The organism is Pseudomonas sp. 28 E 9 (assembly GCF_900004785.1).
Taxonomy (GTDB): Bacteria; Pseudomonadota; Gammaproteobacteria; order Pseudomonadales; family Pseudomonadaceae; genus Aquipseudomonas; species Aquipseudomonas orientalis_A.
In genome coordinates this window covers 356,731-380,956 of record NZ_CVTK01000047.1, presented here as the reverse complement: position 1 = coordinate 380,956, position 24,226 = coordinate 356,731, and the positions used below count along the sequence as shown (strand labels likewise).

Annotated in this window: 19 protein-coding genes; 16 read left to right on the top strand and 3 right to left on the bottom strand. The window is 63.3% G+C overall.

The window, feature by feature from the left end; all coding sequences use genetic code 11:
- Positions 1–35 precede the first annotated feature (35 nt).
- Positions 36–1,805 (top strand): putative bifunctional diguanylate cyclase/phosphodiesterase, encoded by a 1,770-nt coding sequence (locus BFQ00_RS15655; RefSeq protein WP_065934042.1) that lies wholly within the window; start codon positions 36–38, stop codon positions 1,803–1,805.
- A 76-nt stretch (positions 1,806–1,881) separates the two neighbouring features.
- Entirely contained in the window at positions 1,882–4,287 is a 2,406-nt protein-coding gene (locus tag BFQ00_RS15650; RefSeq protein WP_065934041.1) for a TonB-dependent receptor, read from the top strand.
- A gap of 141 nt (positions 4,288–4,428) precedes the next feature.
- Here BFQ00_RS15650 and BFQ00_RS15645 read toward each other — a convergent pair whose 3' ends face one another.
- Complete coding sequence (locus BFQ00_RS15645) at positions 4,429–5,748, bottom strand: LLM class flavin-dependent oxidoreductase (protein WP_065934040.1); 1,320 nt, start codon at positions 5,746–5,748, stop codon at positions 4,429–4,431.
- A gap of 1 nt (position 5,749) precedes the next feature.
- Positions 5,750–7,942, bottom strand: a complete 2,193-nt coding sequence (locus tag BFQ00_RS15640; protein WP_065934039.1) for a TonB-dependent receptor — start codon at positions 7,940–7,942, stop codon at positions 5,750–5,752.
- A gap of 206 nt (positions 7,943–8,148) precedes the next feature.
- Here BFQ00_RS15640 and BFQ00_RS15635 point away from each other — a divergent pair, with 206 nt between their 5' ends.
- Both BFQ00_RS15635 and BFQ00_RS15630 read left to right on the top strand, forming a co-directional pair.
- Complete coding sequence (locus BFQ00_RS15635) at positions 8,149–9,189, top strand: LacI family DNA-binding transcriptional regulator (RefSeq protein WP_065934038.1); 1,041 nt, start codon at positions 8,149–8,151, stop codon at positions 9,187–9,189.
- 62 nt (positions 9,190–9,251) lie between these two features.
- The gene (locus tag BFQ00_RS15630) at positions 9,252–9,866 is read left to right on the top strand and encodes a TetR/AcrR family transcriptional regulator (RefSeq protein WP_065934037.1); all 615 of its coding nucleotides are present in this window, start codon (positions 9,252–9,254) and stop codon (positions 9,864–9,866) included.
- Between the two features lie 684 nt (positions 9,867–10,550).
- Here the strand turns inward: BFQ00_RS15630 and BFQ00_RS15625 are convergent.
- Complete coding sequence (locus BFQ00_RS15625; RefSeq protein WP_065934036.1) at positions 10,551–13,301, bottom strand: beta-glucosidase; 2,751 nt, start codon at positions 13,299–13,301, stop codon at positions 10,551–10,553.
- A gap of 508 nt (positions 13,302–13,809) precedes the next feature.
- Here BFQ00_RS15625 and BFQ00_RS15620 point away from each other — a divergent pair.
- From BFQ00_RS15620 to gspD, 12 genes are all read left to right on the top strand, one after another.
- On the top strand, positions 13,810–14,025 hold the full coding sequence (locus BFQ00_RS15620; protein ID WP_065892505.1) for a hypothetical protein: 216 nt from the start codon (positions 13,810–13,812) through the stop codon (positions 14,023–14,025).
- Between the two features lie 177 nt (positions 14,026–14,202).
- Positions 14,203–15,897, top strand: coding sequence for a type II secretion system ATPase GspE (gene gspE / locus BFQ00_RS15615; protein WP_065934068.1), 1,695 nt, complete (start codon positions 14,203–14,205; stop codon positions 15,895–15,897).
- The gene (gene gspF / locus BFQ00_RS15610) at positions 15,894–17,096 is read left to right on the top strand and encodes a type II secretion system inner membrane protein GspF (protein WP_065934035.1); all 1,203 of its coding nucleotides are present in this window, start codon (positions 15,894–15,896) and stop codon (positions 17,094–17,096) included. The genes gspE and gspF overlap by 4 nt, the downstream gene beginning before the upstream one ends.
- A 20-nt stretch (positions 17,097–17,116) precedes the next feature.
- The gene (gene gspG, locus BFQ00_RS15605) at positions 17,117–17,542 is read left to right on the top strand and encodes a type II secretion system major pseudopilin GspG (RefSeq protein WP_027607415.1); all 426 of its coding nucleotides are present in this window, start codon (positions 17,117–17,119) and stop codon (positions 17,540–17,542) included.
- A 9-nt stretch (positions 17,543–17,551) separates the two neighbouring features.
- Positions 17,552–17,983 carry a type II secretion system protein gene (locus BFQ00_RS15600; RefSeq protein ID WP_065934033.1) on the top strand — a complete coding sequence of 144 codons (432 nt, stop codon included), beginning with the start codon at positions 17,552–17,554 and terminating at the stop codon, positions 17,981–17,983.
- A complete protein-coding gene (locus BFQ00_RS15595; RefSeq protein WP_065934032.1) occupies positions 17,980–18,342 on the top strand; it encodes a type II secretion system protein in 363 nt (120 codons plus the stop codon). The genes BFQ00_RS15600 and BFQ00_RS15595 overlap by 4 nt, the downstream gene beginning before the upstream one ends.
- Positions 18,339–18,968 carry a prepilin-type N-terminal cleavage/methylation domain-containing protein gene (locus tag BFQ00_RS15590; RefSeq protein ID WP_065934031.1) on the top strand — a complete coding sequence of 210 codons (630 nt, stop codon included), beginning with the start codon at positions 18,339–18,341 and terminating at the stop codon, positions 18,966–18,968. Before BFQ00_RS15595 ends, BFQ00_RS15590 begins: the two co-directional genes overlap by 4 nt.
- Positions 18,965–19,690 (top strand): general secretion pathway protein GspK, encoded by a 726-nt coding sequence (locus BFQ00_RS15585; protein WP_065934030.1) that lies wholly within the window; start codon positions 18,965–18,967, stop codon positions 19,688–19,690. Before BFQ00_RS15590 ends, BFQ00_RS15585 begins: the two co-directional genes overlap by 4 nt.
- Positions 19,687–20,730 (top strand): PilN domain-containing protein, encoded by a 1,044-nt coding sequence (locus BFQ00_RS15580; protein WP_065934029.1) that lies wholly within the window; start codon positions 19,687–19,689, stop codon positions 20,728–20,730. The genes BFQ00_RS15585 and BFQ00_RS15580 overlap by 4 nt, the downstream gene beginning before the upstream one ends.
- Entirely contained in the window at positions 20,705–21,316 is a 612-nt protein-coding gene (gene gspM / locus BFQ00_RS15575; RefSeq protein ID WP_065934028.1) for a type II secretion system protein GspM, read from the top strand. Before BFQ00_RS15580 ends, gspM begins: the two co-directional genes overlap by 26 nt.
- The gene (locus tag BFQ00_RS15570; RefSeq protein ID WP_065887213.1) at positions 21,313–21,837 is read left to right on the top strand and encodes a general secretion pathway protein GspN; all 525 of its coding nucleotides are present in this window, start codon (positions 21,313–21,315) and stop codon (positions 21,835–21,837) included. Before gspM ends, BFQ00_RS15570 begins: the two co-directional genes overlap by 4 nt.
- Positions 21,834–24,053 carry a type II secretion system secretin GspD gene (gene gspD, locus BFQ00_RS15565; protein ID WP_065934027.1) on the top strand — a complete coding sequence of 740 codons (2,220 nt, stop codon included), beginning with the start codon at positions 21,834–21,836 and terminating at the stop codon, positions 24,051–24,053. The genes BFQ00_RS15570 and gspD overlap by 4 nt, the downstream gene beginning before the upstream one ends.
- Positions 24,054–24,226: the final 173 nt, after the last annotated feature.

The following is a 24,226-nucleotide window of genomic DNA, read 5'->3' as shown; positions in this document are numbered from 1 at the left end:
TCGTCCTCTATCTCATTACCTTCGTTGAGAGTCTGATGGAACACGCTGAAGATCTGTCAACCCTTGAGCAACGTCGTCTTCTGCGAATTCGAGAGCTATGTCTGCTCGACGATCAGCGCGATGGTACGTTTGATCAAATCGTTGCGCTCTGTGCCGAATACTTCCGGGCACCCATCGTGCTCATTTCAATTGTGGATGAACACAAACAGTGGTTCCGCGCCAAGGTCGGCGTGAGCATCAATGAAACGCCCCGCAGCGAATCCTTCTGTGCTTATACCTTGTACTCGCACGAGCTTCTCGAGGTGCTGGACGCGACGCTCGATCTGCGTTTCCAGGACAATCCCCTGGTCACCGGGCTTCCAGGCATCCGCTATTACGCGGGCGCGCCCCTGACCACTGACGACGGTTTGGGGCTTGGCGCTCTGTGCGTGATCGACACCGTCACCCGGCCAATGATGAGCGAGCAAGATGCCTCAATGCTCAGGCATCTGGCTGGACTGGTGATGAGTCGAATTATTGCGCTCAGATCGGAAAACTATGTTGACCCTGCCACAGGCCTGTACAACCGCGCTCGGCTTGAGAGCGACATCGGCAATGCTCAGAGTCGCGCAGAAGTCTGCAGTATCGTCGTGATTGATGTGATCTCTCCCGACTTTTTGAACGAGATAGTCAAGACGTTGGGCTATGAGTTTTCCCTGGAATTGATGCTGGCTATCAAGGAGCGCCTGTTAGGGATTGTCCCATCCGAATCGCGGCTTTACAAAATCAGCCCTACACGGTTCGGCCTTATTTTGCCGTACCCCATTGCAGAAGCTGTCAGCAAAGCCATTATCAATGACTACATCACGCCGGTACTGTGCCACGACATTCCTTTGCAGATGACCGTCGGCGTTGGCTTGTTGAAACTTGAGGGGGCAGGCAAGTCGCCGCATGAGTGTCTGCGCCTGGCGATCAGCGCCGCCGATGATGCCCGGGATCGAATGGTTGGCTGGGGTTACTACGAAGATAAACTGGACGCCGCGCAGCAGCGCACTTTTATTATCCTGAGCTCGCTGGCAACGGCTATAGCCAGTGATGAACAATTTCGAATGGTCTACCAGCCTCGCATTGATATAGGCAGCGGAACATGCACGTCGGTCGAGGCGCTACTGCGCTGGGAGCACCCGCTTCTGGGGGCAATCGGACCTTCCGAGTTCATCCCGCTGGCTGAAAAAACAGCGTTGATGGGGCAGATCAGTCTGTGGGTCTTGCGCAACACGATCGACCAGGCGGCTCAGTGGCAGCGTGAGGGCTTGAATTTCAAGGTGTCGATCAATGTCACGGTGCAGGATATTGAGTCTTCAGTATTCATAAGCGCGCTGGTCCATAGGGTTCGACAGGCTGATTTCGATCCTCGGTTACTGGAAGTGGAGTTGACTGAAAGCGCCCGCATAGGTGATTTCGACAGCGTGCTGCACCATCTCAAAGAGCTGCGTGCGTTGGGTATCGAGATTGCCATTGACGACTTCGGAACGGGCTACAGTAACTGGTCCCACCTGCAACGGCTGCCCGCCAGTGTCGTTAAGTTGGATCGTTCACTGATTGAAAACCTGGTTCAGCAGTCCAGGAGTCAGCGTCTGGTACGCACAATTATCAAACTTGCCCATTCGTTGGGGTACCGCGTGGTGGCTGAGGGCGTTGAGACCCTTCAAACGTATGAGCTTGTCAGCGGGTGGGGCTGTCATGAGGTTCAGGGATATTTGATCGCAAGGCCGATGGAGGCGACGGCGATACCCGGGTGGTTATCTCATCGCGCCCAGGAATAATTATTCAACTGCAGGCTGTCCCTTTTTTTCACCTCGCCTGTCATTCCAGGCAGTGAACAAAATCGAGAGCCTTCCCATGCCCGCAGTCCCCAACCTGTCCTTGCGTCCCTTACTGAAACTGAGCCTGATGCTCAGCCTCAGCACCAGCCCGCTGTTCATCCCGGTCAGTTACGCCGAAGACGCCGGCGCCCGTCGCAGCTACCAGGTACCCGCCGGCAGTTTGAGCGCGGCGCTGACGCGTTTCGCCGGGCTGGCGGGGGTCAACCTGTCGGTCGATCCGGCGTTGGTCAACGGCCGCAGCAGCAGTGGCCTGTCCGGCGATTATGCCGTGGAGGAAGGCTTCGCGCGGTTACTGCAAGGCTCCGGCCTGCAATTGCAACCGATGGGGGAGCAGGCGTATGTGCTGGTGGCGGTGCCGGAGGGCGCGAGCCTGCAATTGGCGCCGACGTCGATCGTGGGCACCACGGGGCTGGCCGACGGCGACACCTATGCCGGTGGTCAGGTGGCGCGTCGTGGTTCGCAAGGGCTGCTGGGTGCGCGGGACTTCATGGAAACGCCGTTCAGTATGACCACCTACACCGCCGATGCGGTGAAGAACCAGCAGGCGCGCACCCTCGGCGATCTGATCGCCAGCGACCCTTCGGTGCGCGCCACCAACCCGGCCGGTGGGCGTTATGAGCAGTTCACCATCCGTGGGTTCAGCCTGTTCAACAGCGATGTGGCCTACAACGGCCTGTACGGTGTGTTGCCGACTTACACCATCGACATGGAAATGGCCGACCGCGTCGATATCGTCAAGGGCCCGACGCAGTTGATCAATGGCATCTCCCCACGCGGCAGTGTCGGCGGCGGGATCAACGTGGTGCCCAAGCGGGCTACCGACAAGGACATCAATTCGTTCACCGGCAGTTGGGCTTCCGACAGCCAGGCCGGTGGCGCAGTGGATATCGGGCGTCGGTTTGGCGAGGACAACAAATTCGGCATCCGTTTCAACGGGGTGAAGCAGGCCGGGGACACAGAGTGGGACCATCAGTCGGTCGATCGTGAAATGGCGGTGCTCGGCCTGGACTTTCGCGGCGAGCGCCTGCGCCTTTCCACCGATATCGGCCGTACCGAACGTGACACCGACGCGCCCCAGGAGCGTGTGCAGGTCGGCGCCAATGCCAGGGTGCCGAGCGCCAATGACGTGCGACGCAACTACGCGCAGTCCTGGAGCAAGGCCAGCACCAACGACACCTTTGGCACGGTCAACGGCGAGTTCGACCTCAGTGACAGTGTGATGCTGTACGGCGGGGTAGGCGCACGCAAGAGCAACCATGACTTCCTGCGCCACGCAGTGTCGGTCACCAATAACGCCGGGGATTTCAGCGTGCTGCCACGTGATTTTACCCGCGATGAGAACGTGCGCACCGCCACTGCCGGCGTGCGCAGCTGGTTCCACACCGGGCCGGTCAGTCATGAAATCAACCTGGCGGCCAGCTACTTCTACATGGACTTTGAAAACGGCGGCGCGCGGTATGCGGCGGCGCCGAGCAATCTCTACAACCCGGTCCAGACCCGGGTGCCCTCGCGGCCGACGCGCTTTGATTCCAAGGTCTATACCGAAAACACCTTCAGCGGCGTGGCCTTGTCCGACACCCTGGGCTTTTTCGACGACCGCTTGCTGTTGACCCTTGGCGCGCGCTGGCAGCGGGTGCAGGTGGATGACTGGACCGACAACGTCAAAGGCGCCACCGCCTACGATGAAGAAAAAATCTCGCCCTCGGGCGGCGTGCTGTTCAAGGCCACCGACAAGCTGTCGTTGTACGCCAACTATATGGAAGGTCTGAGCCAGGGCAAGGTCGCACCGTCCACCTCGATCAACGAGGACGAAATCTTCCCGCCCTTCGTCAGCCGCCAGATCGAAGCGGGCGCCAAGTACGACGCCGGTGCCTTTGCCGTGACCGCCGCGGTGTTCCGTATCAGGCAACCGGCGTATGAGACCAACGCCACCTCGCGGGTGTTCGGCCCCAACGGCAAGCGCCAGAACACTGGGATGGAATTGAGCGTGTTCGGCGAACCGCTGAAGGGGTTCCGCCTGCTCGGCGGGGTGATGGTCATCGACAGCGAATTGACCCACACCACCAACGGTACGTTCGACGGCAATCGCGCGCCCGCCACGCCCAAGTACAACGTGAACCTGGGCGCCGAATGGGACGTGCCGACGCTGGAAGGCCTGACCCTGACCAGTCGCGGCATTTACTCCAGCTCTCAGTACCTGGACCAGTCCAACGTCAAGCAGATCGACGCCTGGAACCGCATCGACGTGGGCGCGCGTTACGCGTTCAAGGTCGATGACAAGCACATCACCCTGCGCGCCAATGTGGAGAACGTCGCCGACAAGCGCTACTGGAGTTCGGCCGGCGCCTCGGATGACAGCGAGCCGGGATTGACCCTGTCGACACCGCGTACCTACCTGTTGTCGGCCACTGTCGATTTCTGAGGCATGTAAACACACATCAACCTGTGGGAGGGGGCTTGCCCCCGATGGCGGTGTGTCAGCCAGAAAATATATATCTGACAGAAAGCCATCGGGGGCAAGCCCCCTCCCACATTTGGATCTTGGCCAGCCTGGGCATCGGTCTTAAAGAAAACGGTTTTGCGGCCGCGCCAAACCGAGGTTTTCCCGCAGTGTGGTGCCGCTGTATTCGCGACGAAACACACCGCGCCGTTGCAGTTCCGGCACCACCCAACGGGCCACGTCCTCCAGCCCGCCTGGCAGGTGCGGCACCAGGATATTGAAACCATCCGCCGCGCCGTTTTCGAACCAGTGCTGCAGCTCATCGGCAATCTGCTCCGGCGTGCCGATCAGGCTGTAGTGACCGCGTCCGCCGGCAATCCGCCGCCCCAGTTGCGCCAGTGTCAGCTGTTCACGATGGGCCAGCTCGCTCAACAGGTGCTGGCGGCTGCGTTGCCCGCTGTCGGTCAAGGGCAGCGCCGGCAGCGGTCCATCCAGCGGGTAGCCGGACAGGTCGAAATTACCCAGCATGCGTCCCAGCAACGCCACACCCACCTGGGGCTCGACCAGTTCCTGAAACGTGTCGAATTTCGCCCGGGCCTCGGCCTCGGTCTGCCCGACCACTACCAACACGCCCGGCATGATTTTCAGCGAGTCCGCCTCGCGCCCATAGCGGCCCATACGCCCCTTGAGGTCGCGGTAAAACGCCTGGGCATTGGCCAATGAGGTCTGCGCGGTAAACACCACCTCGGCGGTTTGCGCCGCCAGTTCACGGCCGGTTTCCGAAGAGCCGGCCTGCACGATCACCGGCTGGCCCTGGGGGGAGCGCGCCACGTTCAGCGGGCCTTTGACCCGGAAATGCTCGCCCACATGGTCCAGTACATGGCATTTGAGCGGGTCGTAATAGCGCCCGCCGGCCTTGTCGCGCACGAAGGCGTCGTCGTCCCAGCTGTCCCACAGCCCCGTCACCACCTGATGAAACTCGCGCGCGCGGCGGTAGCGTTCGGCATGGACCAGATGCTCATCGCGGCCGAAGTTCAGCGCTTCGGCGGCGTTGTCCGAGGTCACCAGGTTCCAGCCTGCGCGGCCGCCGGACAGGTGATCCAGCGAGGCGAATTTGCGCGCCACGTGATAGGGCTCGTTGTAGCTGGTGGTGGCGGTGGCGATCAGGCCGATATGCTCGGTCACGGCGCTGAGCGCCGAGAGCAGGGTGAGCGGTTCGAAATGATCCGACCGCGCCATCCGGCTGGCGACCTCACCGGTGGCGGCGGCAATGCTGTCGGCCACGAACAGGGCGTCGAACTTCGCCGCTTCCGCTACCTGTGCCAGGTGCTTGTAGTGGGCGAAATCCAGCCCGGCATTGGCCGGCACATCCGGGTGGCGCCACGCGGCCACATGGTGCCCGGTGGCCATCAGGAACGCGCCGAGTTTGAGTTGACGGCTCATGCTAGAAATCCTTGCGCAGTTGCACGCCGACGTAACGTTCATCGTCACGGGGCACGGCGCGGTAGATGTAGTTGCCGCCGCTGGCCAGCAGCGGTGAGTAAGACTTGTCGGCCAGGTTCTTCGCCAGCAGCGCCACGCGCCAGCCATGGGTGTAGTCGGCCAGGGCCACGCTGGCGTTCCAGATGCCATACGCGCCTTGCTGGGTGTCCAGGTTCTGGCTGATGTCGTACTGCACTTCGCTCTGCCAGCTGTAGTCGGTGCCCAGTTCGATATCCAGGCCGTTATCCAGGGGGATGCTGTAGTCGGCGCGCACGTAGCTTTTCCAGTCCGGGCTGTACGGCAGGGGTTTGCCATTCACGTTGCAGGTGGCCGCCGCGCCCGGCGGGCAGGCGAATTGGTCGATGCGCGCACGGGTATAGGCCAGGGCGCCGGAGAGCTTGAGTTGCTGGGTGGCCTGCAGCGCGTAATCGAGCTCGACCCCTTCGGTGCTGACGCTGCCGGCGTTGATCAGGCGCGTCACCACTTGGCCTGCGACGGTGTCGAAAAAGTTGGCCTGGTAATTGTCGTAGTCGCTGTGGAACACCGCCAGGTTGGTGGTCAGGCGGTTGTTCCACGCGCTGGCCTTGATCCCGGCTTCCCAGGTGTTGGAGGTTTCCGGTTTTAACGCCTCGGTGTCACGCGGCTGCATGTTGAAGAACACGTTGTACGCCGGGCCTTTGTAGCCACGCGAGTAAGTCAGGTAGCTGGTGACGCTGTCGCTCAGGTCGTACTGCACACCGAGGCGGCCGGACCACCCGTCCTCGTCCACCGAGCCCGAACTTGCGGTGGCCGGTTGAATGCCGCTGACGGTGCTGGCCGATGTGGACACACGACGGTGGTCGTACTTCAAATCGTCATGGGTATAGCGCAACCCGGCGATACCGCGAAAGCGCGAGGTGAAGTTGAGGGTGGTCTCGCCGAACGCCGCGTAGCTGTCGCTGGTGGTGCTGTAGTCGGCGATGCCACGGTCGACGCGCGTAGTCGTGGTGAGGGTGCGCCGGTAGGTTTCCTCGTCCTTGCCATGCATGTAGAACAGGCCACCGACGTACTCGAGGAACTCGCCCTTGGGGGAGGCCAGGCGCAGTTCCTGGGAGTATTGGTCGAACGCCAGGTCGCCCTTGTCGGCGGTGCCGGGGAAGGCGGCGCTGACCGTGCCGAGGCGGTCGCCGTCCTGATACTGGGTGTTGTCCCAGCCGCGCCAGGCGGTGATCGACGTCAGGGTGTAGTCGCCCAGGTTCCAGTCCAGTTGGGCCGACAGGCCCTTGTTGGTGTCTTGCACATGGCTGCGGGTATCGGTGTTGATGTCGCGGTTGTCACTGGAGGCGCGCACCGGGCTCAACGCGTTGCCGAACGCCGGGCTCAGGGACTGGCTGACCACGCCATTGGGTGCGTCATCGTGGGACTGCATGTAGTCGGCGATCAGGGTCAGCTTCACGTCGTCATCGGGCGTGAATTCCAGCTTGCCGCGAATGCCCTTGTGGTTGTAACCGTTGACCTCCTGGCCATTGTGGCGGTTATCGACGTTGCCGTCGTAGCTGCCGAACAAGGTACTGATCGAACCCTTGAGCACCTCCGGCACCAGGCTGCCGCCGATACCGAAGCGGGTGCGGCTTTCGTTGCCGCTGTAGAACGACTGGTCGATAAAACCATGGGTCTGCTCAGTCGGCGCCTTGCTGGTGATATTCAGCACCCCGGCCGAGGCATTTTTGCCGAACAATGTGCCTTGCGGGCCGCGCAACACTTCGATGCGCTCCAGGTCCAGCAGGTCGAGGGTGGCCTGGCCGGGGCGGGCGTACACCACGCCGTCGATGACCGTGGCCACCGTCGGTTCGACGCCGGGGGAGGTGGAAATGGTGCCCACGCCGCGCACGAACAACGAGGTGTCCTTGTTCGAAGCGCCGGTGCGGAAATTCAGCGACGGCACTTGCTGCGCAATGCTCGCCACGCCATTGCGGTTGTCGCGTTCCAGTTGTTCGCCGTCGAGCACCGAGACCGCCACCGGGACTTTCTGCAGCGACGCTTCACGCCGGGTCGCGGTGACGGTAACGGCTTTGAGCGTGAGTTCCGGTTCGTCGCCGGCAAAAGCGCCGGGGACGGGAAGGGCGCTCAGGCCAGCCAGAAGCAATAAATGGGTGTGCCGTGGAAAAATGTGCATGCGATGCCCGCTCGAAAAGTGCCCTGGTCCGCTGCGGTTCTGCGACCGCCAGCGCCTGTGTGGATGTCTTGGGCATTCGCTCGAGCGAGTAGCAGACAATGCGCGTTGTTAGCGCTAACATCGGCATTATTGGTAGGTCTGGTTTAGAGCGTCAAATACTAAAAAATTAGTCCTATATTCCTTTCAGGTTTAAGCAGGATCCTCCCGTGAGCGAAGACAAACCGCGCAAACGCCGTGGCGCCGGGCGCGTTACCTTGAACACTGTGGCCCGTCAGGCCGGGGTGTCGGCGATCACCGTGTCGCGTTACTTCAACCAGCCGGAGCAGGTCTCACCCGAACGCCGCGAGCGGATTGCCGAGGTGGTGGCCGAGCTGGGTTATGTGCCGAACCTGGTGGCTGGCGGTCTGGCTTCCGCGCGAGGCCGGATCGTGGCCATGGTGATCCCGAACATCTCGGGGCCGATCTTCGCCAATACCCTCCAGGGTTTCAGCGATACCCTCAGCCGGCATGGCTACCAGCTGTTGCTGGCGTCCAGTTATTTCAGCGCCGAGCAGGAAGAAAGTGCGGTGCGTGCCTTTCTCGGCTGGTCGCCGGCGGCGTTGGTGCTGACCAGCCGTTTTCACAGTGCGAGCACCGAAAAGATGATCGCCGATGCCGACATCCCCGTGGTGGAAACCTGGGACTACGTGCCCGAGCGCAAGCCGTTGCAGATCGGTTTTTCCCACTATGAAGTCGGCGTGACGGCCGCGCGGTACCTGCACGCCAAGGGCTACCGACGCATTGCTTTCGTGCACAACAGCGCCGCGGGGGACCTGAGCGCCCGCGAGCGGGGCGAGGGGTTCGCCGCGACCCTGACCGAACTGGGCGTGCAGCCCTGGGTCTTCGCTCCCGACGCCGATCGCGCGCCCTTTGAGGCGGGCAAGCAGGCGATGGAGAGCCTGATGAGCCATGCCACACCGCCCGACGCGATCTTCTTCGCCAATGACAACCTGGCCGCCGGCGGCTTGCTGGCAGGGCAGCGTGCCGGGTTGAACATCCCCCAGGACTGCGCGGTACTCGGTTTCGGCGATTACCCGTTTGCTGAAATGCTGTTGCCGAGCCTGAGCACCATCAAGCCGCCGGCGTTGGACATCGGTGTGCTGGCGGCCACGCGGATACTGGAAAGCCTTGGCGTACTGCCGGTGGTGGATGAGGTACAGCGCTTGAACCTGTTGGACTGCCGCCTGATCGAACGCGAAAGCGCCTGAGCTTTATTTGCGGCCCAGGGGCAATTTGGATAGGGTGCAAGCCTGCCCACAAGGACGTTCCCATGACTGAACCTGCCCCTAAAACCCGCCGCGCACCCAAGGGTGAAAAACGCCGCGAAGAGCTGCTGGACGCGGCCTTGCAGGTGTTCTCCCTAGAGGGCTACAGCGGCGCCTCCGTGGCCCAGGTGGCGGCGATTGTCGGTATTTCCGTGGCTGGCCTGCTGCATCACTTTCCCAGCAAGATCTCGTTGTTGATGGGCGTGCTGCAACGCCGCGACGAAGTCAACCAACGGATAGCCGATGAAGTACGCGCCGAGAAGTCGTTGAGCGGGTTGCTTGGCAGCCTGCGCGCGATCAACCGCTCGAATGCCACCGCGCCTGGTGTGGTGCGCGCATTTACCATTTTGAATGCGGAAAGTCTGCTTGATACGCAACCGGCGTGGGGCTGGTTCCAGGCGCGCTATGCGGGGATCCAGCGACGACTGCAGGGGCAGTTTGCCGACCTGGTGGCAGCGGGGGAGGTGCGCAGTGATGTGGACATTGCCGGGCTGGTGGAAGAAATTTTGGCCATGATGGATGGCCTGCAGATCCAGTGGCTGCGCTTTCCGGAGCAGGTGGACCTGGTGGCGCGGTTCGATGCCTACATTGCGCGGGTCGAAGCGGCCATTAGGGCCTGAGTCGACGCAGTCAACATGTGGGAGGGGCGGTGCGACGATTCGACTTGCTCCCGATGGCGGCCTCTGGCTGGCCGGGATTTTGGTGTCGATCCCGGTCCAAATGTGGGAGGGGCGGTGCGACGATTCGACTTGCCTCCGATGGCGGCCGCGGGGCCGACCGGGATTTTGTGTCGATCCCGGTCCAAATGTGGGAGGGGCGGTGCGACGATTCGACTTGCCCCCGATGGCGGCCTCTGGGCCGACCAGGATGCTGGATTAGACCGAGTACATATCCGTTGCTGCGGTCACGGCTGCTGTGGGTTCCGCCCTTACGGCGGCTCACTTTTGAAAAGCGCAAAAGTAAGCAAAACGCTCTTGCCCCACCACTCGGCACCTCGCTTAGGCTCGGTGTGCCCGAACGCAGGCTTGAATCCGTGGGCCGCCGCCACGCGCCATCCATGGCGCGGGGCGGCTAACCCGGCGTCCTGCCGGGTTGCCCACGGATTCAAGCCTGCGTTCGGCCAGCGTGGTTTAACGGGGCGCCCTAGATCAAGATCAAAAGCCAGATCAAGAGCGGCTCGCTGCGCATCGTGGTTAGGGGGGGCGCGCTACAGTGTTGTGTAGATATGCCCGATAGCAGTGATTCAGTCGATACAAGTGTCGACTGAACCACCGCCATCGGGAGCAAGCCCCCTCCCACAGTGATCAGTTGCCGGTGGCACTGCCCTGGCTGCTGTCATCGCTCATGTCATAGCCATCACCGTCGCTGGTGCCGCTGTCCCCTTCATTTTGATGCAGTACGCCGCCGGTCTTCACCGTCGATTCACGCAACGTCGAGTTCAGCGCCGAACGCGGCAGCGGGTTGCTGGTGGTGGTCGACAGTTCCTGGCGGAACGGGTTGACCAGCTTGGCGTTCAGGCGGATGTCCTGGGACGAAGCGCCCACCGACAGGTTGAAGCTGTCGGCATCCACCACCCACTGCTTGCTGGCCACATCGTAGTAGGCCAGCGAGCGGTCGTTGAGCTCGATGGTCACGCGCTTGCTCTGGCCAGGCTTGAGGAACACTTTCTTGTAGCCCTTGAGTTCCTTGATCGCGCGTTCGACTTTCGGGTTGTTCTGGCCCACGTACAGCTCGGCCACTTCGGCGCCGGCGACCTTGCCGGTGTTGGCCAGATCGAACGACACCTTGATCGGCGCACCGGCCACGGCGACGCCAGGGCTGACGCTGATGTTGCTGTAGCCGAAGGTGGTGTACGACAAGCCATAACCGAACGGATACAGCGGCTTGATGCCCTTCTTCTCGTAGCCGCGATAGCCCAGGAACAGGTCGTCCTTGTAGCTCATCTCGCTCAGGGTTTCCTGATTGTCGAACTTGGGGAAAGTCGCGTAGATCGGGTTGTCTTCGATGTTGCGTTCGATACTGATCGGCAGCTTGGCCGACGGGTTGACCTTGCCCAGCAGGATCTCCGCCAGGGCCTGGCCGCCGTTCTGCCCAGGGTAGAAGGCGTGCAGTGCGGCCGGCACCTGGTCGATCCAGTCGCTCATCTTCAAGCCGGTGCCGCCGTGCAGGGTGACCACGGTGTTCGGGTTGACCTTGGCGATGCTCTGGATCAGCAGGTTCTGGTATTCCGGCAGGTCGAAGCTGTGGTCGAAGCCTTCGCCCTCGTATTCATTGCTGTTGCCGGCTGCCACCAGTACGGCGTCGTACTGGGCCAGGTCCTGTGGCGCAACCAGCGATGCCCAGCTCATCTGCACGCCAACCAGGCCGCCCATGGTGGAGAGGTAGCCGTTGCGGCGCGAGTATTCGAGCTTGATGTCGACCGGTTTGCCGGCTTCAAGGTTGACCTTGGCGAACACCGGGATGGTCGGCGGAATGCTGTTGTTCGGCAGCGGCTTGCCGTCGCCATTGTCGAGCACTTTCTTGCCGTTGACGTACAGGCGTACCGCACCGTCGGCGCGGACCTTGAACACCTGTTCGCCGCTGACGGTCGGGGTGATCTGGCCGCTGTAGCGAATCGACGTGGCGGCAGTGTCGCCATTGACTGGCAGGCTGTCGGTGGACCAGTCGAGGTTGACGTGGGTGTCAGTGCGGGTGGCAGCCGGGTCACCGGACCAGTTGGTGTTGCTGAAGAACTCGGTCTTCAGGCCTTTGACGCTATTGCCGTTGCTGTCGGCATGGGTCCAGCTGGAGGTGGCCGGGTCCAGCGACAGCCCGTCGATGAACTCGACCTTGGCGCCTGGCGCCAGTTGCTGCAAGCCGCTCAGCTCGCTGATGTAGTTGGCGGCCATCACGTTGGCGCTGCCGAAACCGGTAGGCGGCGCGTACTTGGCCAGGGTGCCGACCACGGCGATGCGCTTGACCTTCTTCGCGTCCAGCGGCAGCAGGCTGTTCTGGTTTTTCAGCAGCACGATGCCTTCGCGCGCGGCATTGAGCGCCGTGCGGTTGCTGGTGGCGCTGTTCATGTTGTGGCTGGTCAGCGGGGCTTTGCTGTCGAACTTGTACAGGTAGATCTGCTTGAGGATGCGGCGAACCTTGTCATCGATGGTCGCGCTGCTCAGCTCACCACTGTCCAGGTAAGGCTTGAGGACGGTGCTGTTCATCTGGTAGCCCATCATGTCCAGGTCAGTACCGGCCTGTGCCGCCGGCAAACCGTCGACCACGGCGTTGTAGTCGCTCTGGACGAAGCCCGGATAGCCCCATTCGGTTTTCAGGATGTCGCGCATCAGGTGCTTGTTCTGGCACGCGAACTCGCCGTTCACCTTCTGGAATGCACACATCATCATCGCGACTTTGCTGTTCTTCGAGGCGGACTCGAAAGGCGGCAGGGTCATCTCGCGCAGCACGCGCTCGCTGATGGTTTCGTTGAGATGGAAGCGGTTGCTTTCCTGGTCATTGGCGGCGAAATGCTTGGCGTTGGCCCACACGCCGCGCGACTGGATCCCGTTGATCACGGCCGGCCCCAGGCTGGCGCCGAGGAAGGGGTCTTCACCCGACAGATACTCGAACGCACGGCCGCTGTACGGCATGCGGTACAGGTTGACGCCGGGGCCGGTGACGAACTGATAACCGCCGCTGGCGGTGTCGTAGCCCAGGGCACGGCCCAGGTCGATGGCGCGACGCGGGTTCCAGCTGGCTGCCAGGTTCGGCCCGGACGGGTACACCACGCCCTGGGCGTTGCCTTCACTGGTGTAGCGCACGCCGACACCGCCGTCGGCACCGTGGATCTGCGGGATGCCGTATTGGGTCAACGGCTTGACGTCCCAACCGCCAGTGCCGCCGATGTAGGCGAGTTTCTCTTCCATGGTCATCTTCGCCAGGGTTTTATCCGCGGCCTTTTCTGCGCGGCTCACCCGGCCCTCATCCAGGGCCGGGCTGGTGGCCGCATGCACCTGGGACACGGCCAGTGCCAGCAGGGCAAATGCCGACTGCGCACCGATCATCTTGCGTTTGTTCATGGAATTCTCCGACAACTGTTTATTGAAATAGGGCGCCAAAACGCGCGTTTTACACAGCGCGCTCGTCACTTTTTTACGGGCAATAGTCCGCCTTGAGCGCAATGTTTAACCGATGGCTAATTGCGACTACTTGGCAGGTTCCGCAGTATTAAAAGTTTAATAATTGTATGAGTTGTTATTGTGGGTAGTGTCTAAGTGGCATCACGCGATGGCGTTTTGAACCGCTAAAACGGCATAATTAAGGCAATTCTTGCGGTTATAAGTCAAACAAAAGCTAATTTTTGCGTTAAATAAGAAATATTTCCTTACCTTTCGGAACTAAGCATAAACCTACCAGTCGATTGGTTTAAGAAAATATATGGCGGCATGGCAAACTAGTGGCGTTGCCCGGTAGTTCTAAAAGGCCATGTTTTATACAAGCTGTCATACACAACGCTTTGGTGTAGGGTCTTGATCGAATTCAAGGCGCCACTTGAGCTGTCCGCTGTTTTTGAACTGGAGAATCTTTATGAAAATGTCCCTGTTGGGTGCCGGCCTCGTGCTGGGCGTTGCACTGAGTGGCGCGGCCATGGCCGCTGAATCAACCGACGCCGATGCGACGTCGGGTGCTACCGATTCCACCGTGCTGACCCAGACCCACGACGCCAAGGCGGCGAAAAAGCAGAAAGCCGAAACCACCAAGGGTGGCCGACCGTTGAATACAACGGCCACCCCAACCAAGTAAGCCTGACCCTGTAGGAGCGAGCTTGCTCGCGAAGCACTCAAGGACACCGCGCTCATCCAGAATGTCCGCGTCATCGTTGACGTTCTTCGCGAGCAAGCTCGCTCCTACAGGAGGTTTTTACAGCCCCTCAGATTTTTACCCATGCTCAGTCCCTCAACGCCCATCGATGCCTGCCAGATGCACGTCCCGGATACCGAACAGGTCTGCGCGTGGCTGATGCAACAGGCCGGGTTGAAAACCGTGGACCTGGAGCGCGCCCGTCGCCTGTCCCAGGAAGGCGGCGACTCTGAATTACTTGGCCTGCTGACCCGCCTGGGGCTGGTCTCCGAAGTCGAACTGGCCCGCGCCTGGGCCGACTTGCTCGGCGCGCCGCTGCTGCTGGCCGACGCCGCGCCACCTTTGCTTGACCCGCTACCGAGCCTGACCGAGCGCTTTATGCGCCACTACCAGGTGGTGCCCGTGGGCTGGAGCCAGGGTGGCCTGCGCGTGCTGGCGGCCAACCCGTCGCTGGTCTACCCGTTCCAGGCCCTGACCTATGCCTGCGGCGTGCCGGTGTGGCTGGCGGTCGGCCCGCGCAACGAGGTCGAAACCCTGATCGAGCGCTACTACGGCCAGGGCCGCTCGGCCATGGGCACGCTGATCGAAAATCTCGACGAGCACAGCGGCGCGCTGGAAGACATCGAACACCTCAAGGACATGGCCTCCGAGGCGCCGGTGATTCGCCTCGTCAACCTGATCCTGCAGCGCGCGGTGGAACATCGCGCCTCGGACATCCATATCGAACCCTTCGAAAACCAGCTCAAGGTGCGCTACCGCATCGACGGCGTGCTGCACGAGGCCGAGGCGCCACCGTCGAGCTCATCCGCCGCGGTGATTTCGCGGGTGAAAATCATGGCGCGCCTGGACATCGCCGAGCGGCGCCTGCCCCAGGACGGCCGGATCATGCTGCGCATCCAGGGCAAGGAACTCGACCTGCGGGTGTCCACGGTGCCCACCAGCTTTGGCGAGTCGGTGGTGATGCGTTTGCTTGATCGGCAGACCGTGCAGTTCGATTTCCAGAGCCTGGGTTTTGATGGCCAGCGCCTGGAAACCTTCCTCGAAGTGCTGGAACGGCCCCACGGGATTCTGCTGGTCACCGGCCCGACCGGCTCGGGCAAGACCACCACCCTGTACACCGCGCTGTCACGGCTCAACACCGCCGAGCGCAAGATCATCACGGTTGAAGACCCGGTCGAATATCAACTGGAAGGCATCAACCAGATTCAGGTCAAGCCGGCCATTGGCCTGGACTTTGCGGGCGCGCTGCGCTCCATCGTGCGTCAGGACCCGGACGTGATCATGATCGGCGAAATCCGCGACCTGGAAACCTGCCGCATCGCTATTCAATCGTCGCTGACCGGGCATTTGGTGCTGTCCACGTTGCACACCAACAGTGCGGCGGCGAGTATCACGCGGCTGCTCGACATGGGCGTCGAAAGCTACCTGATTGCCTCGACCGTCAACGGCATCCTGGCCCAGCGCCTGGTGCGCCGCCTCGACCCGGCCACCCGTGAAGCCTTCGAAGCACCGCCCGAGCTGATCGCCGAGCATGGCCTGGACCGCTTTACCGATGAGCGCCCGATCATGCTTTATCGGCCCCGCGCCGACACGCCGGGCGGTGGTTACCACGGCCGCAGTGCAATCACCGAGCTGCTGGTGATGAATGAAGAACTGCGCAGCCTGCTGATGCGCCAGGCCGATGCCGCCACCCTGGAAGCCGCAGCGCGCCGTGGCGGCCTGCGCACCTTGCATGAAGAGGGCCTGCGCCAGGCCGTCGCCGGCGTGACGTCGTTGGAAGAAGTATTGCGTGTGACCCGAGGGGAGGGCACGTGAGCCTGTTCAAATACCGCGCCCTCGACAGCCAGGGCGCCGCGCAACACGGCACGCTTGAGGCCAAGGACCACGACGCCGCCGTCGCCCTGTTGCACAAGCGCGGCCTGCTGGTGTTGCAGGTTGACGTCGCCGGTGCCCAGGGGCTGCGCAATGCCCTTGGCCGTGGTCAGTTGAGCGGCGCGGCGCTGGTCAGTTTCACCCAGCAACTGGCCACCCTGCTGGGCGCCGGCCAGCCGCTGGAGCGCTCGCTGGGCATCCTGCTCAAGCAACCTGGCCAGCCGCAGACCCGTGCACTCATCGAGCGTATCCGCGAACAGGTCAAGGCCGGCCAGCCGTTATCCAAAGCGCTGGAGGAAGAGGGCCGCCAGTTCTCGCCGCTGTACCTGAGCATGGTGCGCGCGGGCGAGGCGGGCGGCGCCCTGGAAAACACCCTGCGCCAGCTCAGTGACTACCTGGAGCGCAGCCAATTACTGCGCGGCGAGGTGATCAACGCGCTGATCTACCCGGCCTTTCTGGTGGTCGGCGTACTCGGCTCGCTGGCGCTGCTGCTGGCCTACGTGGTGCCGCAGTTCGTGCCGATCTTCAAGGATCTGGGCGTGCCCATTCCGTTGATCACCGAAGTGATCCTCGGGCTCGGCCAGTTTCTCGGGGCCTATGGCCTGGCGGTTTTCGCCGGGTTGATCGTCACGATCTGGGCGCTGGCCGCACGCCTGCGCGACCCGCAGCGCCGTGAACGCTATGACCGGCGCGTGCTTGGCCTCCGCGTGATCGGCCCGCTGCTGCAACGGGTCGAAGCGGCGCGGTTGACGCGCACCCTCGGCACCTTGCTGAGCAACGGTGTGGCGCTGCTGCAGGCGCTGGTGATCGCCCGGCAGGTCTGCACCAACCGCGCGCTGCAAGCGCAAGTCGCCCAGGCCGCCGAATCCGTCAAGGGCGGCGGCACCCTGGCCAGTGCCTTCGGCGCGCAGCCGCTGCTGCCCGACCTGGCGCTGCAAATGATTGAAGTCGGCGAACAGGCCGGCGAACTCGACAGCATGCTGCTCAAGGTCGCCGATGTGTTCGACGTTGAAGCCAAGCGCGGCATCGACCGCCTGCTCGCCGCGCTGGTGCCGTCGCTGACCGTGGTCATGGCGGTGCTGGTGGCGGTGATCATGCTCGCGATCATGCTGCCGCTGATGAGCCTGACCAGCAATATATGAACCCTCAAGGATCCACACCTATGCGCCATACCCGATTCAAGCCCGCCCGCCGCCAGGGCGGTTTTACCCTGCTGGAAATGCTCGCCGTGATCGTGCTGCTGGGCATCGTCGCGACCATCGTGGTGCGCCAGGTCGGCGGTAACGTCGACAAGGGCAAGTACGGCGCGGGCAAGGCGCAACTGGCCAGCCTGAGCATGAAAATCGAAAGCTACGGCCTGGACGTCGGCTCGCCGCCCAAGTCCCTGCAGCAACTGGTCGACAAGCCGGGCAACAGCGCCGGCTGGGCCGGTCCGTATGCCAAGCCGTCGGACCTCAAGGACCCGTTCGGCCATGCCTTCGGCTACCGCTTCCCCGGTGAGCACGGCGCGTTCGACCTGATTTTCTACGGTCAGGACGGCCAGCCCGGTGGCGAAGGCTACAGCGCCGACCTGGGCAACTGGGAATAACGGCTGACCATGGTCAATGCCCAACGTGGTTTTACCTTGCTGGAGATGCTGGTGGTGATCGTCTTGATCAGCATCGCGGCCGGCCTGGTGGGTTTTGGCCTGCAACAAGGCCTGCGCGCCGCCAAGGAGCGCCAGGCGGTCGGGCAGATGGTCGAGGCGTTGCGCAGTACGCGGGCGCGGGCGATTGTCAGCGGCACCCCGCAAAGCACGTCGTTCGACTTGCGCAGCCTCAGCTTCCAGGCCCCGGGCCGCCCGAAAAAACACTGGCCGGCCGACCTGCAAGTCAGCTTGCACACGGCCGAACACGCAGGCTCGGCGGTGGAGTTCTACCCCGATGGCAGTTCCACCGGCGGCAACCTGTTGTTGGCCAATGGCAGCCGGCGCTGGCGCATCGATATTGGCTGGCTGACCGGCAGCGTGCAGTCCAGGGCGCTGCCATGAAGCGGCAAGCCGGGTTCACCCTGCTGGAAATGCTCGCCGCGCTGACGCTCATGGCGATCTGCAGCACGGTGCTGCTGGTCGCCTTCGGCCAGAGCGCGCGCTCGTTGTTGCACGTCGCTCACAGCGACCGCCTGAGCCATGCTGCCGTCAGCGTGATGGACCAGGAAGCAGCAGGTCCCCTGGCCAATGGCGTGCGCCAGGGCGATCTGGACGGCATCGCCTGGCAACTGCGCATCGCCCAACAGCCCACCCGGATCGGCCTGCCGCAGTTGTTTCGCCTCGACCTGACGGTCAGCGAGGGGCCGCGCCACGCCAGTTTCAGCACCTTGAAACTGCGTGCGGCAGGGGTCGGTTTGTGAAGCGCCGTCAGCAGGGCTTCACCCTGCTCGAAATCATGATCGTGCTGAGCCTGCTCGGCGTATTACTGACCCTGGTCGGTGGCGCGCTGCTGGGGGCCAATCGCGCGGTGCTCAAGGCGCAGCGCTACACGGTCAGCCTGGATGAAATGCGGGCGGCGCAGCAGTTTTTGCGCACGGCGATCAGCGAGGCGCTGCCCCTGGACGTGACCGAGGACGACAGCCAGACCGACGGGTTTTTCGCCGGCAGCCCACAGCGCATGCAGTTTGTCGCGACCCTGCCGGGCGTGCTCGGTGGCGGGATCCAGCGCTTCACCCTGCAGTTGACCGGCGCCGAGGCGCAGCGCGATTTGCAGGTGGCGTTCGCGCGGTTTGAGTCTCAAGCGCAGGTCAGCGTACCGGCGTCGCGCAGTGAGCCACAGGTGTTATTGAAAGGTGTTGAAGATCTGCAGTTCAGCTATCGCGGCGTGTCGCCCAAGGGCCAGGCCACCGGCTGGATCAGCGAGTGGCCGTGGACCAAGCGTTTGCCCTCGGCGGTGCGGATTGCGGCGCGCGTCAACGGGCCGGTGCCCTGGGTCACCCAGGTGATCGCGCTGCGCTTGAACCTGTCGAGTGGGGGCCCCGAATGATCCGGCATCAGCGCGGTGTCGCGCTGCTGCTGGTGCTGTGGGTGCTGGCGTTGCTCAGCCTGCTGCTCGGCGGCCTGGCCGGCTGGGTGCAACTGGAAATCCGCCAGGCGGCGTGGCACCGCCAGCACACCCAGGCAGTGCTGGCCGCCGAGGCGGGCGTGGCGCTGGCGATACAGGGCCTGGCCGACCCGTTGCAGCGCAAACAGTGGATCGCCGATGGGCGTGAAATCCCGTTGGTGTTCGATGATGCACAGTTGCACGTCAGCCTGCGCAGTGAGCGCGGCAAGTTGTACTTGAACAGCGCCGAAGTCGGCGATTTCGCGCGGCTGGCCCTGGCCTGCGGCGCGACCCAGGCCCAGGCCGGCCAGCTCGCCAAGGACCTGGAGGTACGACGCAACCAGGGCCTGGCGCCGTTCAGGGTCATAGAAGAAGTGCGGCAATTGCCGGGCATGACCCAGGCGCTGTACAGCGCGCTGGTTCCCGAGATCAGCCTGTGGAGTGGCCTGGACCGGCCCGATCCGGCCTTCGCCAGCACGCTGATGCGCCGCGCCTTGAACCTGCCGCACCTGAGTGCGGTGGGCGCCGACCCCGGTGAGGTGCTGGTGATCGACAGCCGCGCGCAACGCCCCGGCGGCTACCACGCCCAGTTGCAAGCCACCGTGTTATTGAGCCCCGCGCAAGGCAGCGCACAACCTTATCGAGTCTTACGTTGGCAAGAATGAACGAACCCTTATCCGCACGGCTGCACCTGCTGACGGAGCCCATCACCCAGCGCTGGCGCGGCAGCCTGTTGCAAATGGGCTGGCGGCTGTGGCTCAAGGAGCTGCGTGGCTGCCTGCCGGCCTGGCTGTCGCTGCAGGACATTCCCGAACATGTGTACCCATGGCCGCTGACCGCGCCCGTGTCGCCCGTGGCCGGCGAGGCGCGCCAGGTGCTGTTGCTGGCGCCCTCGGCGGTGCTGGTGCAAGCCTTGCAGTTGCCCCCGGCGGCGGCGCGCAACCTGGCGACGGTGGTGGGGTATGAACTGGACCGTTTTACCCCGTTTGATGCGGCGCAGTTGTACTTCGTCGCGCGCCAGGAGCGGCGCACTCCGACCCACGTGCACGTGACGCTGGTGGCGATCCTGCGCGAGCGCCTCGACCAGATCCTCACGGAGTGCGCCGCCCTCGGCTTGCAGCCACACGCAGTGGATGTGGCGGACGCGGCGGGCGTCCCGATGGGCATCGACCTGCTGCCGGTACCGCTGCGCCCACGCCAGCGCCCGGCGGGCAAGGGCCTGCAACGCAGCCTGCCGTGGCTGTGCGGCGCCTTGCTGATTGCCGCCATGCTGCTGTGGCTCAACGACCGCCAGCGCGTGCTCGACAGCATGCAGCAAAGCGTGCGCGCGCAAAAAGCCCAGGTCGCCCAGATCCAGGCCCTGCGCCAGCAACTGCTCAATACCCGTGGCGCCGCGCAGTACCTGATTCGCCGCAAGACTGCCCAGCCGCCGCTGGCCGGGCTGCTCAACGAACTGACCGCCTGCCTGCCGTCCGACACCTGGATCGACCAGTTGGAAGTCAACGACGGCGCCGACGTTTCATTCTCCGGACAAAGCGCCAAGGCCAGTGCCCTGATCACCCGCATCAAGGGCTGCCACAGCCTGGAAAATGCCCAGTTCGAAGGGGTGATCCAACCCGACGCGCAAACCGGCAAGGATCAATTTTCCTTGCGCGCCCACCTGCACCAGGAGGCCGCCGATGCGCCGACCACTGACACCCCGTGAGCGCCGTGGCGCAGCCCTGATCGGCCTGGCCCTGGTGCTCGGTGCCGCGTATTGGCTATTGGTCGACAGCTGGTTCGCCGGCCCCTTGCGCGAGATGGGCGAGCAGGCCGAGCAGCTGCGCGAACAGCAGCAACGCTACGCCGGCATATTGCGCCAGGGTGATTTCCTGCGTCAGCAACTCGAGGAGGCCCGCCAGGACCCGGCCAGCAGCACCAGCCTGCTGCCCGGCGATGACCCCAGCGCCGTGGCGGCGGACCTGATGCAACGCATCGCCGACCTGATCAACAGCCACGCCGGCCTCGGTGGCGGCTGCAGCCTCACGCAGCGCATGCCCATCACCCCCGAGCAGGACGACAGCGAACCCTACCGCCAAGTCAAAGTCAGCCTGACCCTGAACTGCGCCATCGAACCCTTGACCGCGATCCTGCATGAGCTGGAGTACCAGCGCCCGTTTCTGTTTGTCGATGAGATGAGCATCCGCCGTGGGCCGAACGCGCCCGCCGGCGGTGGCGCCGGTCAACTGGTGGTGCACCTGCTGGTGCGTGGCTACCTGCAACCGGCTTCCGCCGCGCAGGTGCGCCGATGATCAACGCATTGCGTCCCCTGGAGTGGCTGTTGCTCGGCGTGGCCGGGCTGTTGGGCCTGTTGATGGTCGGCATCCTCAGCAGCATCGGCGATGCGCCTGAGTGGTTGCCGGCGCCCGAACCGGATGCGCGCGCCAACGCCACGGCCAAGGTACTGGTGGCCCCGAGCGCAACCCTGGAAAGCCTCGCCGGCACCTGGCAGGCGCCGCTGTTCAGCCCTGACCGCAGCCCTGACCGCGCGGTTGGCCAAGCCGCCGTCTCCAGCCTGTCGAGCCTGACGCTGACCGGCATCGTACTGGACGGCGACCTGCGCGTCGCACTGCTCAAACGCGCGGACGGCCCGCCCTTGAAAGTCCACCAGGACCAGACCCTGCCCAACGGCTGGCGCCTGGAACACCTGACACCCCGCGAAGCCCGCTTTGTCCTCGACGGCCGCACGCAGACCCTGAGCCTGCGAGGCCTGCGCCTGCCGCCACCGTCGACCACACCCCCGATTACCCTTCCTCACGAGTCCGCCCCTTGATCGATACATTCCCCGGCGCTTTGCGCACCACCGTGTTTTGTCTGGCCACCGCCGTTTCCCTCGGTGGCTGCGGCACATTTCCCGAGCATCCGGACCCGGACGAGGCCTTGTTGCATGAGGCGATGCAGGGCACCGGCGCGCAACGCCCGCCCGTGGACCCGGCCAGCGAACAGGCCCCGGTCGCCGGCAGCCAGCCCCAGGCCAAGACGCCGCCCCAGCGCCAATTGATTCGCGGTAATCAGCAGTTCGTGCGCCAACCCACAGCGGCCACGGCCGGCAAGGCGCAGGCGGGCGGCGACATCGTGTTCAACTTCGCCGACCAGCCGATCGAGGCGGTGATCAACAGCGTGATGGGCGACCTGCTGCATGAGAACTACAGCATTGCCCAGGGGGTGAAGGGTAACGTCAGCTTTTCCACCTCCAAGCCGGTGAACAAGGAGCAGGCGCTGTCGATTCTCGAAACCCTGTTGTCGTGGACCGACAACGCCATGATCAAGCAGGGTAACCGCTATGTGATTTTGCCGGCCAACCAGGCGGTGGCGGGCAAGCTGGTGCCGCAGATGCGCGTGGCGCAACCGTCCAACGGCCTGTCGGCGCGACTGTTTCCACTGCGTTATATCTCGGCCACCGAGATGCAGAAATTGCTCAAACCGTTTGCCCGCGAGAATGCCTTTCTGCTGGTTGACCCGGCGCGCAATGTGCTGAGCCTGGCCGGTACCCCGGAGGAGCTGGCCAACTATCAGGACACCATCGACACCTTTGACGTGGACTGGCTCAAGGGCATGTCGGTGGGTGTGTTCGGCCTGCAACGCGCCTCCGTCGCCGAATTGATGCCCGAGCTGCAAAAAATGTTCGGGCCCGACAGTGGCATGCCGTTGGCGGGCATGGTGCGGTTCTTGCCGATCGAGCGCACCAACTCGGTGGTCGCGATCTCGTCGCAGCCGCAGTACCTCAGCGAAGTCGGTGACTGGATTCACACCATCGACGAAGGCGGCGGCAACGAGCCGCAGATGTATGTGTACGACGTGCGCAACATGAAGGCCACCGACCTGGCCAAGTACCTGCGGCAGATCTACGGCAGCGGCGCGATCAAGGACGACGCCCCGGCCAAGGTCGCGCCGGGTTTGCGCACCGCGACCCTGTCATCGCCCGGCACCAACAGCACGTCCGGCAGCACGCCTGGCGGCTTGAGCAATAACCTGAATAACAACCAGCCTGCCGCCGAGGATGAGGAGCAGGAGCCACAAGCCGAGGACACTGTCGAGCAAGACAGCACCGAAGGCGCGCCGGCCAAAAGCCTCGACGCCGGTACGCGCATCACCGCGCAAAAAAGCAGTAACCAGCTGCTGGTGCGCACGCGCCCGGTGCAGTGGAAAGAGATCGAATCGGCGATCAAACGCCTCGACAATCCGCCGCTGCAAGTGCAGATCGAGACGCGCATCCTTGAGGTCAAACTCACCGGTGAACTGGACCTGGGCGTGCAGTGGTACCTCGGCCGCCTGGCCGGCAATTCCACCAGCACCACGGTGGCGAACGCCGCCGGCAGCCAGGGCGCGTTGGGCGGCGGCGGTGCCGGGCTGGGGGCGGCGGATTCGTTGTTCTATTCCTTCGTCAGCTCCAACCTGCAAGTGGCCCTGCACGCCCTGGAAACCAACGGCCGCACCCAGGTGCTGTCGGCGCCGTCGCTGGTGGTGATGAACAACCAGCCGGCGCAGATTCAGGTGGGCGATAACATTCCTATCAGCCAGACCACGGTAAACACGGGGGCTTCCGACACTACCTTGAGCAGTGTGGAGTATGTGCAGACGGGTGTGATTCTGGATGTGGTGCCACGGATTAATCCGGGTGGCCTGGTGTATATGGATATTCAGCAACAGGTCAGTGATGCGCAGGATCAGCCGTCGTCGAATAATGACACGCCGAATAATCCGCGTATTTCCACACGGTCGGTGTCGACTCAGGTCGCCGTGCAGAGTGGGCAGACGGTGTTGTTGGGCGGGTTGATCAAACAGGACAATGCGGACTCCGTCAGTGCCGTGCCGTACCTGGGCAAGATCCCCGGCTTGCGCTGGTTGTTCGGCAACACCAGCAAATCCAAGGACCGCACCGAATTGATTGTGTTGATCACGCCCAGGGTGATTACCAGCAGCAGCCAGGCACGGCAGGTGACGGATGATTATCGCCAGCAGATGCAGCTGTTGCGGCCTGCGCAGTAAATTTACCCGCACCCGGCGCCGACCGGGATCTTGTGTCTATCCCGACAAAATGTGGGAGGGTGTATCAGTCACTGATGCACCCACTGACCGGCCCTCATCGGGGGCAAGCCCCCTCCCACAGAAAGGCCCTTGGAGCTGATCGATGTCTTGTGTCGTACCCGATCCAAATGTGG

Coding starts and splice junctions, on each gene's coding strand:
- BFQ00_RS15655 (WP_065934042.1), top strand. CDS start 36: ATGGAACACGCTGAAGATCTGTCAACCCTTGAGCAACGTCGTCTTCTG.
- BFQ00_RS15650 (WP_065934041.1), top strand. CDS start 1,882: ATGCCCGCAGTCCCCAACCTGTCCTTGCGTCCCTTACTGAAACTGAGC.
- BFQ00_RS15645 (WP_065934040.1), bottom strand. CDS start 5,748: ATGAGCCGTCAACTCAAACTCGGCGCGTTCCTGATGGCCACCGGGCAC.
- BFQ00_RS15640 (WP_065934039.1), bottom strand. CDS start 7,942: ATGCACATTTTTCCACGGCACACCCATTTATTGCTTCTGGCTGGCCTG.
- BFQ00_RS15630 (WP_065934037.1), top strand. CDS start 9,252: ATGACTGAACCTGCCCCTAAAACCCGCCGCGCACCCAAGGGTGAAAAA.
- BFQ00_RS15625 (WP_065934036.1), bottom strand. CDS start 13,301: ATGAACAAACGCAAGATGATCGGTGCGCAGTCGGCATTTGCCCTGCTG.
- BFQ00_RS15620 (WP_065892505.1), top strand. CDS start 13,810: ATGAAAATGTCCCTGTTGGGTGCCGGCCTCGTGCTGGGCGTTGCACTG.
- gspE (WP_065934068.1), top strand. CDS start 14,203: ATGCACGTCCCGGATACCGAACAGGTCTGCGCGTGGCTGATGCAACAG.
- gspG (WP_027607415.1), top strand. CDS start 17,117: ATGCGCCATACCCGATTCAAGCCCGCCCGCCGCCAGGGCGGTTTTACC.
- BFQ00_RS15600 (WP_065934033.1), top strand. CDS start 17,552: ATGGTCAATGCCCAACGTGGTTTTACCTTGCTGGAGATGCTGGTGGTG.
- BFQ00_RS15595 (WP_065934032.1), top strand. CDS start 17,980: ATGAAGCGGCAAGCCGGGTTCACCCTGCTGGAAATGCTCGCCGCGCTG.
- BFQ00_RS15585 (WP_065934030.1), top strand. CDS start 18,965: ATGATCCGGCATCAGCGCGGTGTCGCGCTGCTGCTGGTGCTGTGGGTG.
- BFQ00_RS15580 (WP_065934029.1), top strand. CDS start 19,687: ATGAACGAACCCTTATCCGCACGGCTGCACCTGCTGACGGAGCCCATC.
- gspM (WP_065934028.1), top strand. CDS start 20,705: ATGCGCCGACCACTGACACCCCGTGAGCGCCGTGGCGCAGCCCTGATC.
- BFQ00_RS15570 (WP_065887213.1), top strand. CDS start 21,313: ATGATCAACGCATTGCGTCCCCTGGAGTGGCTGTTGCTCGGCGTGGCC.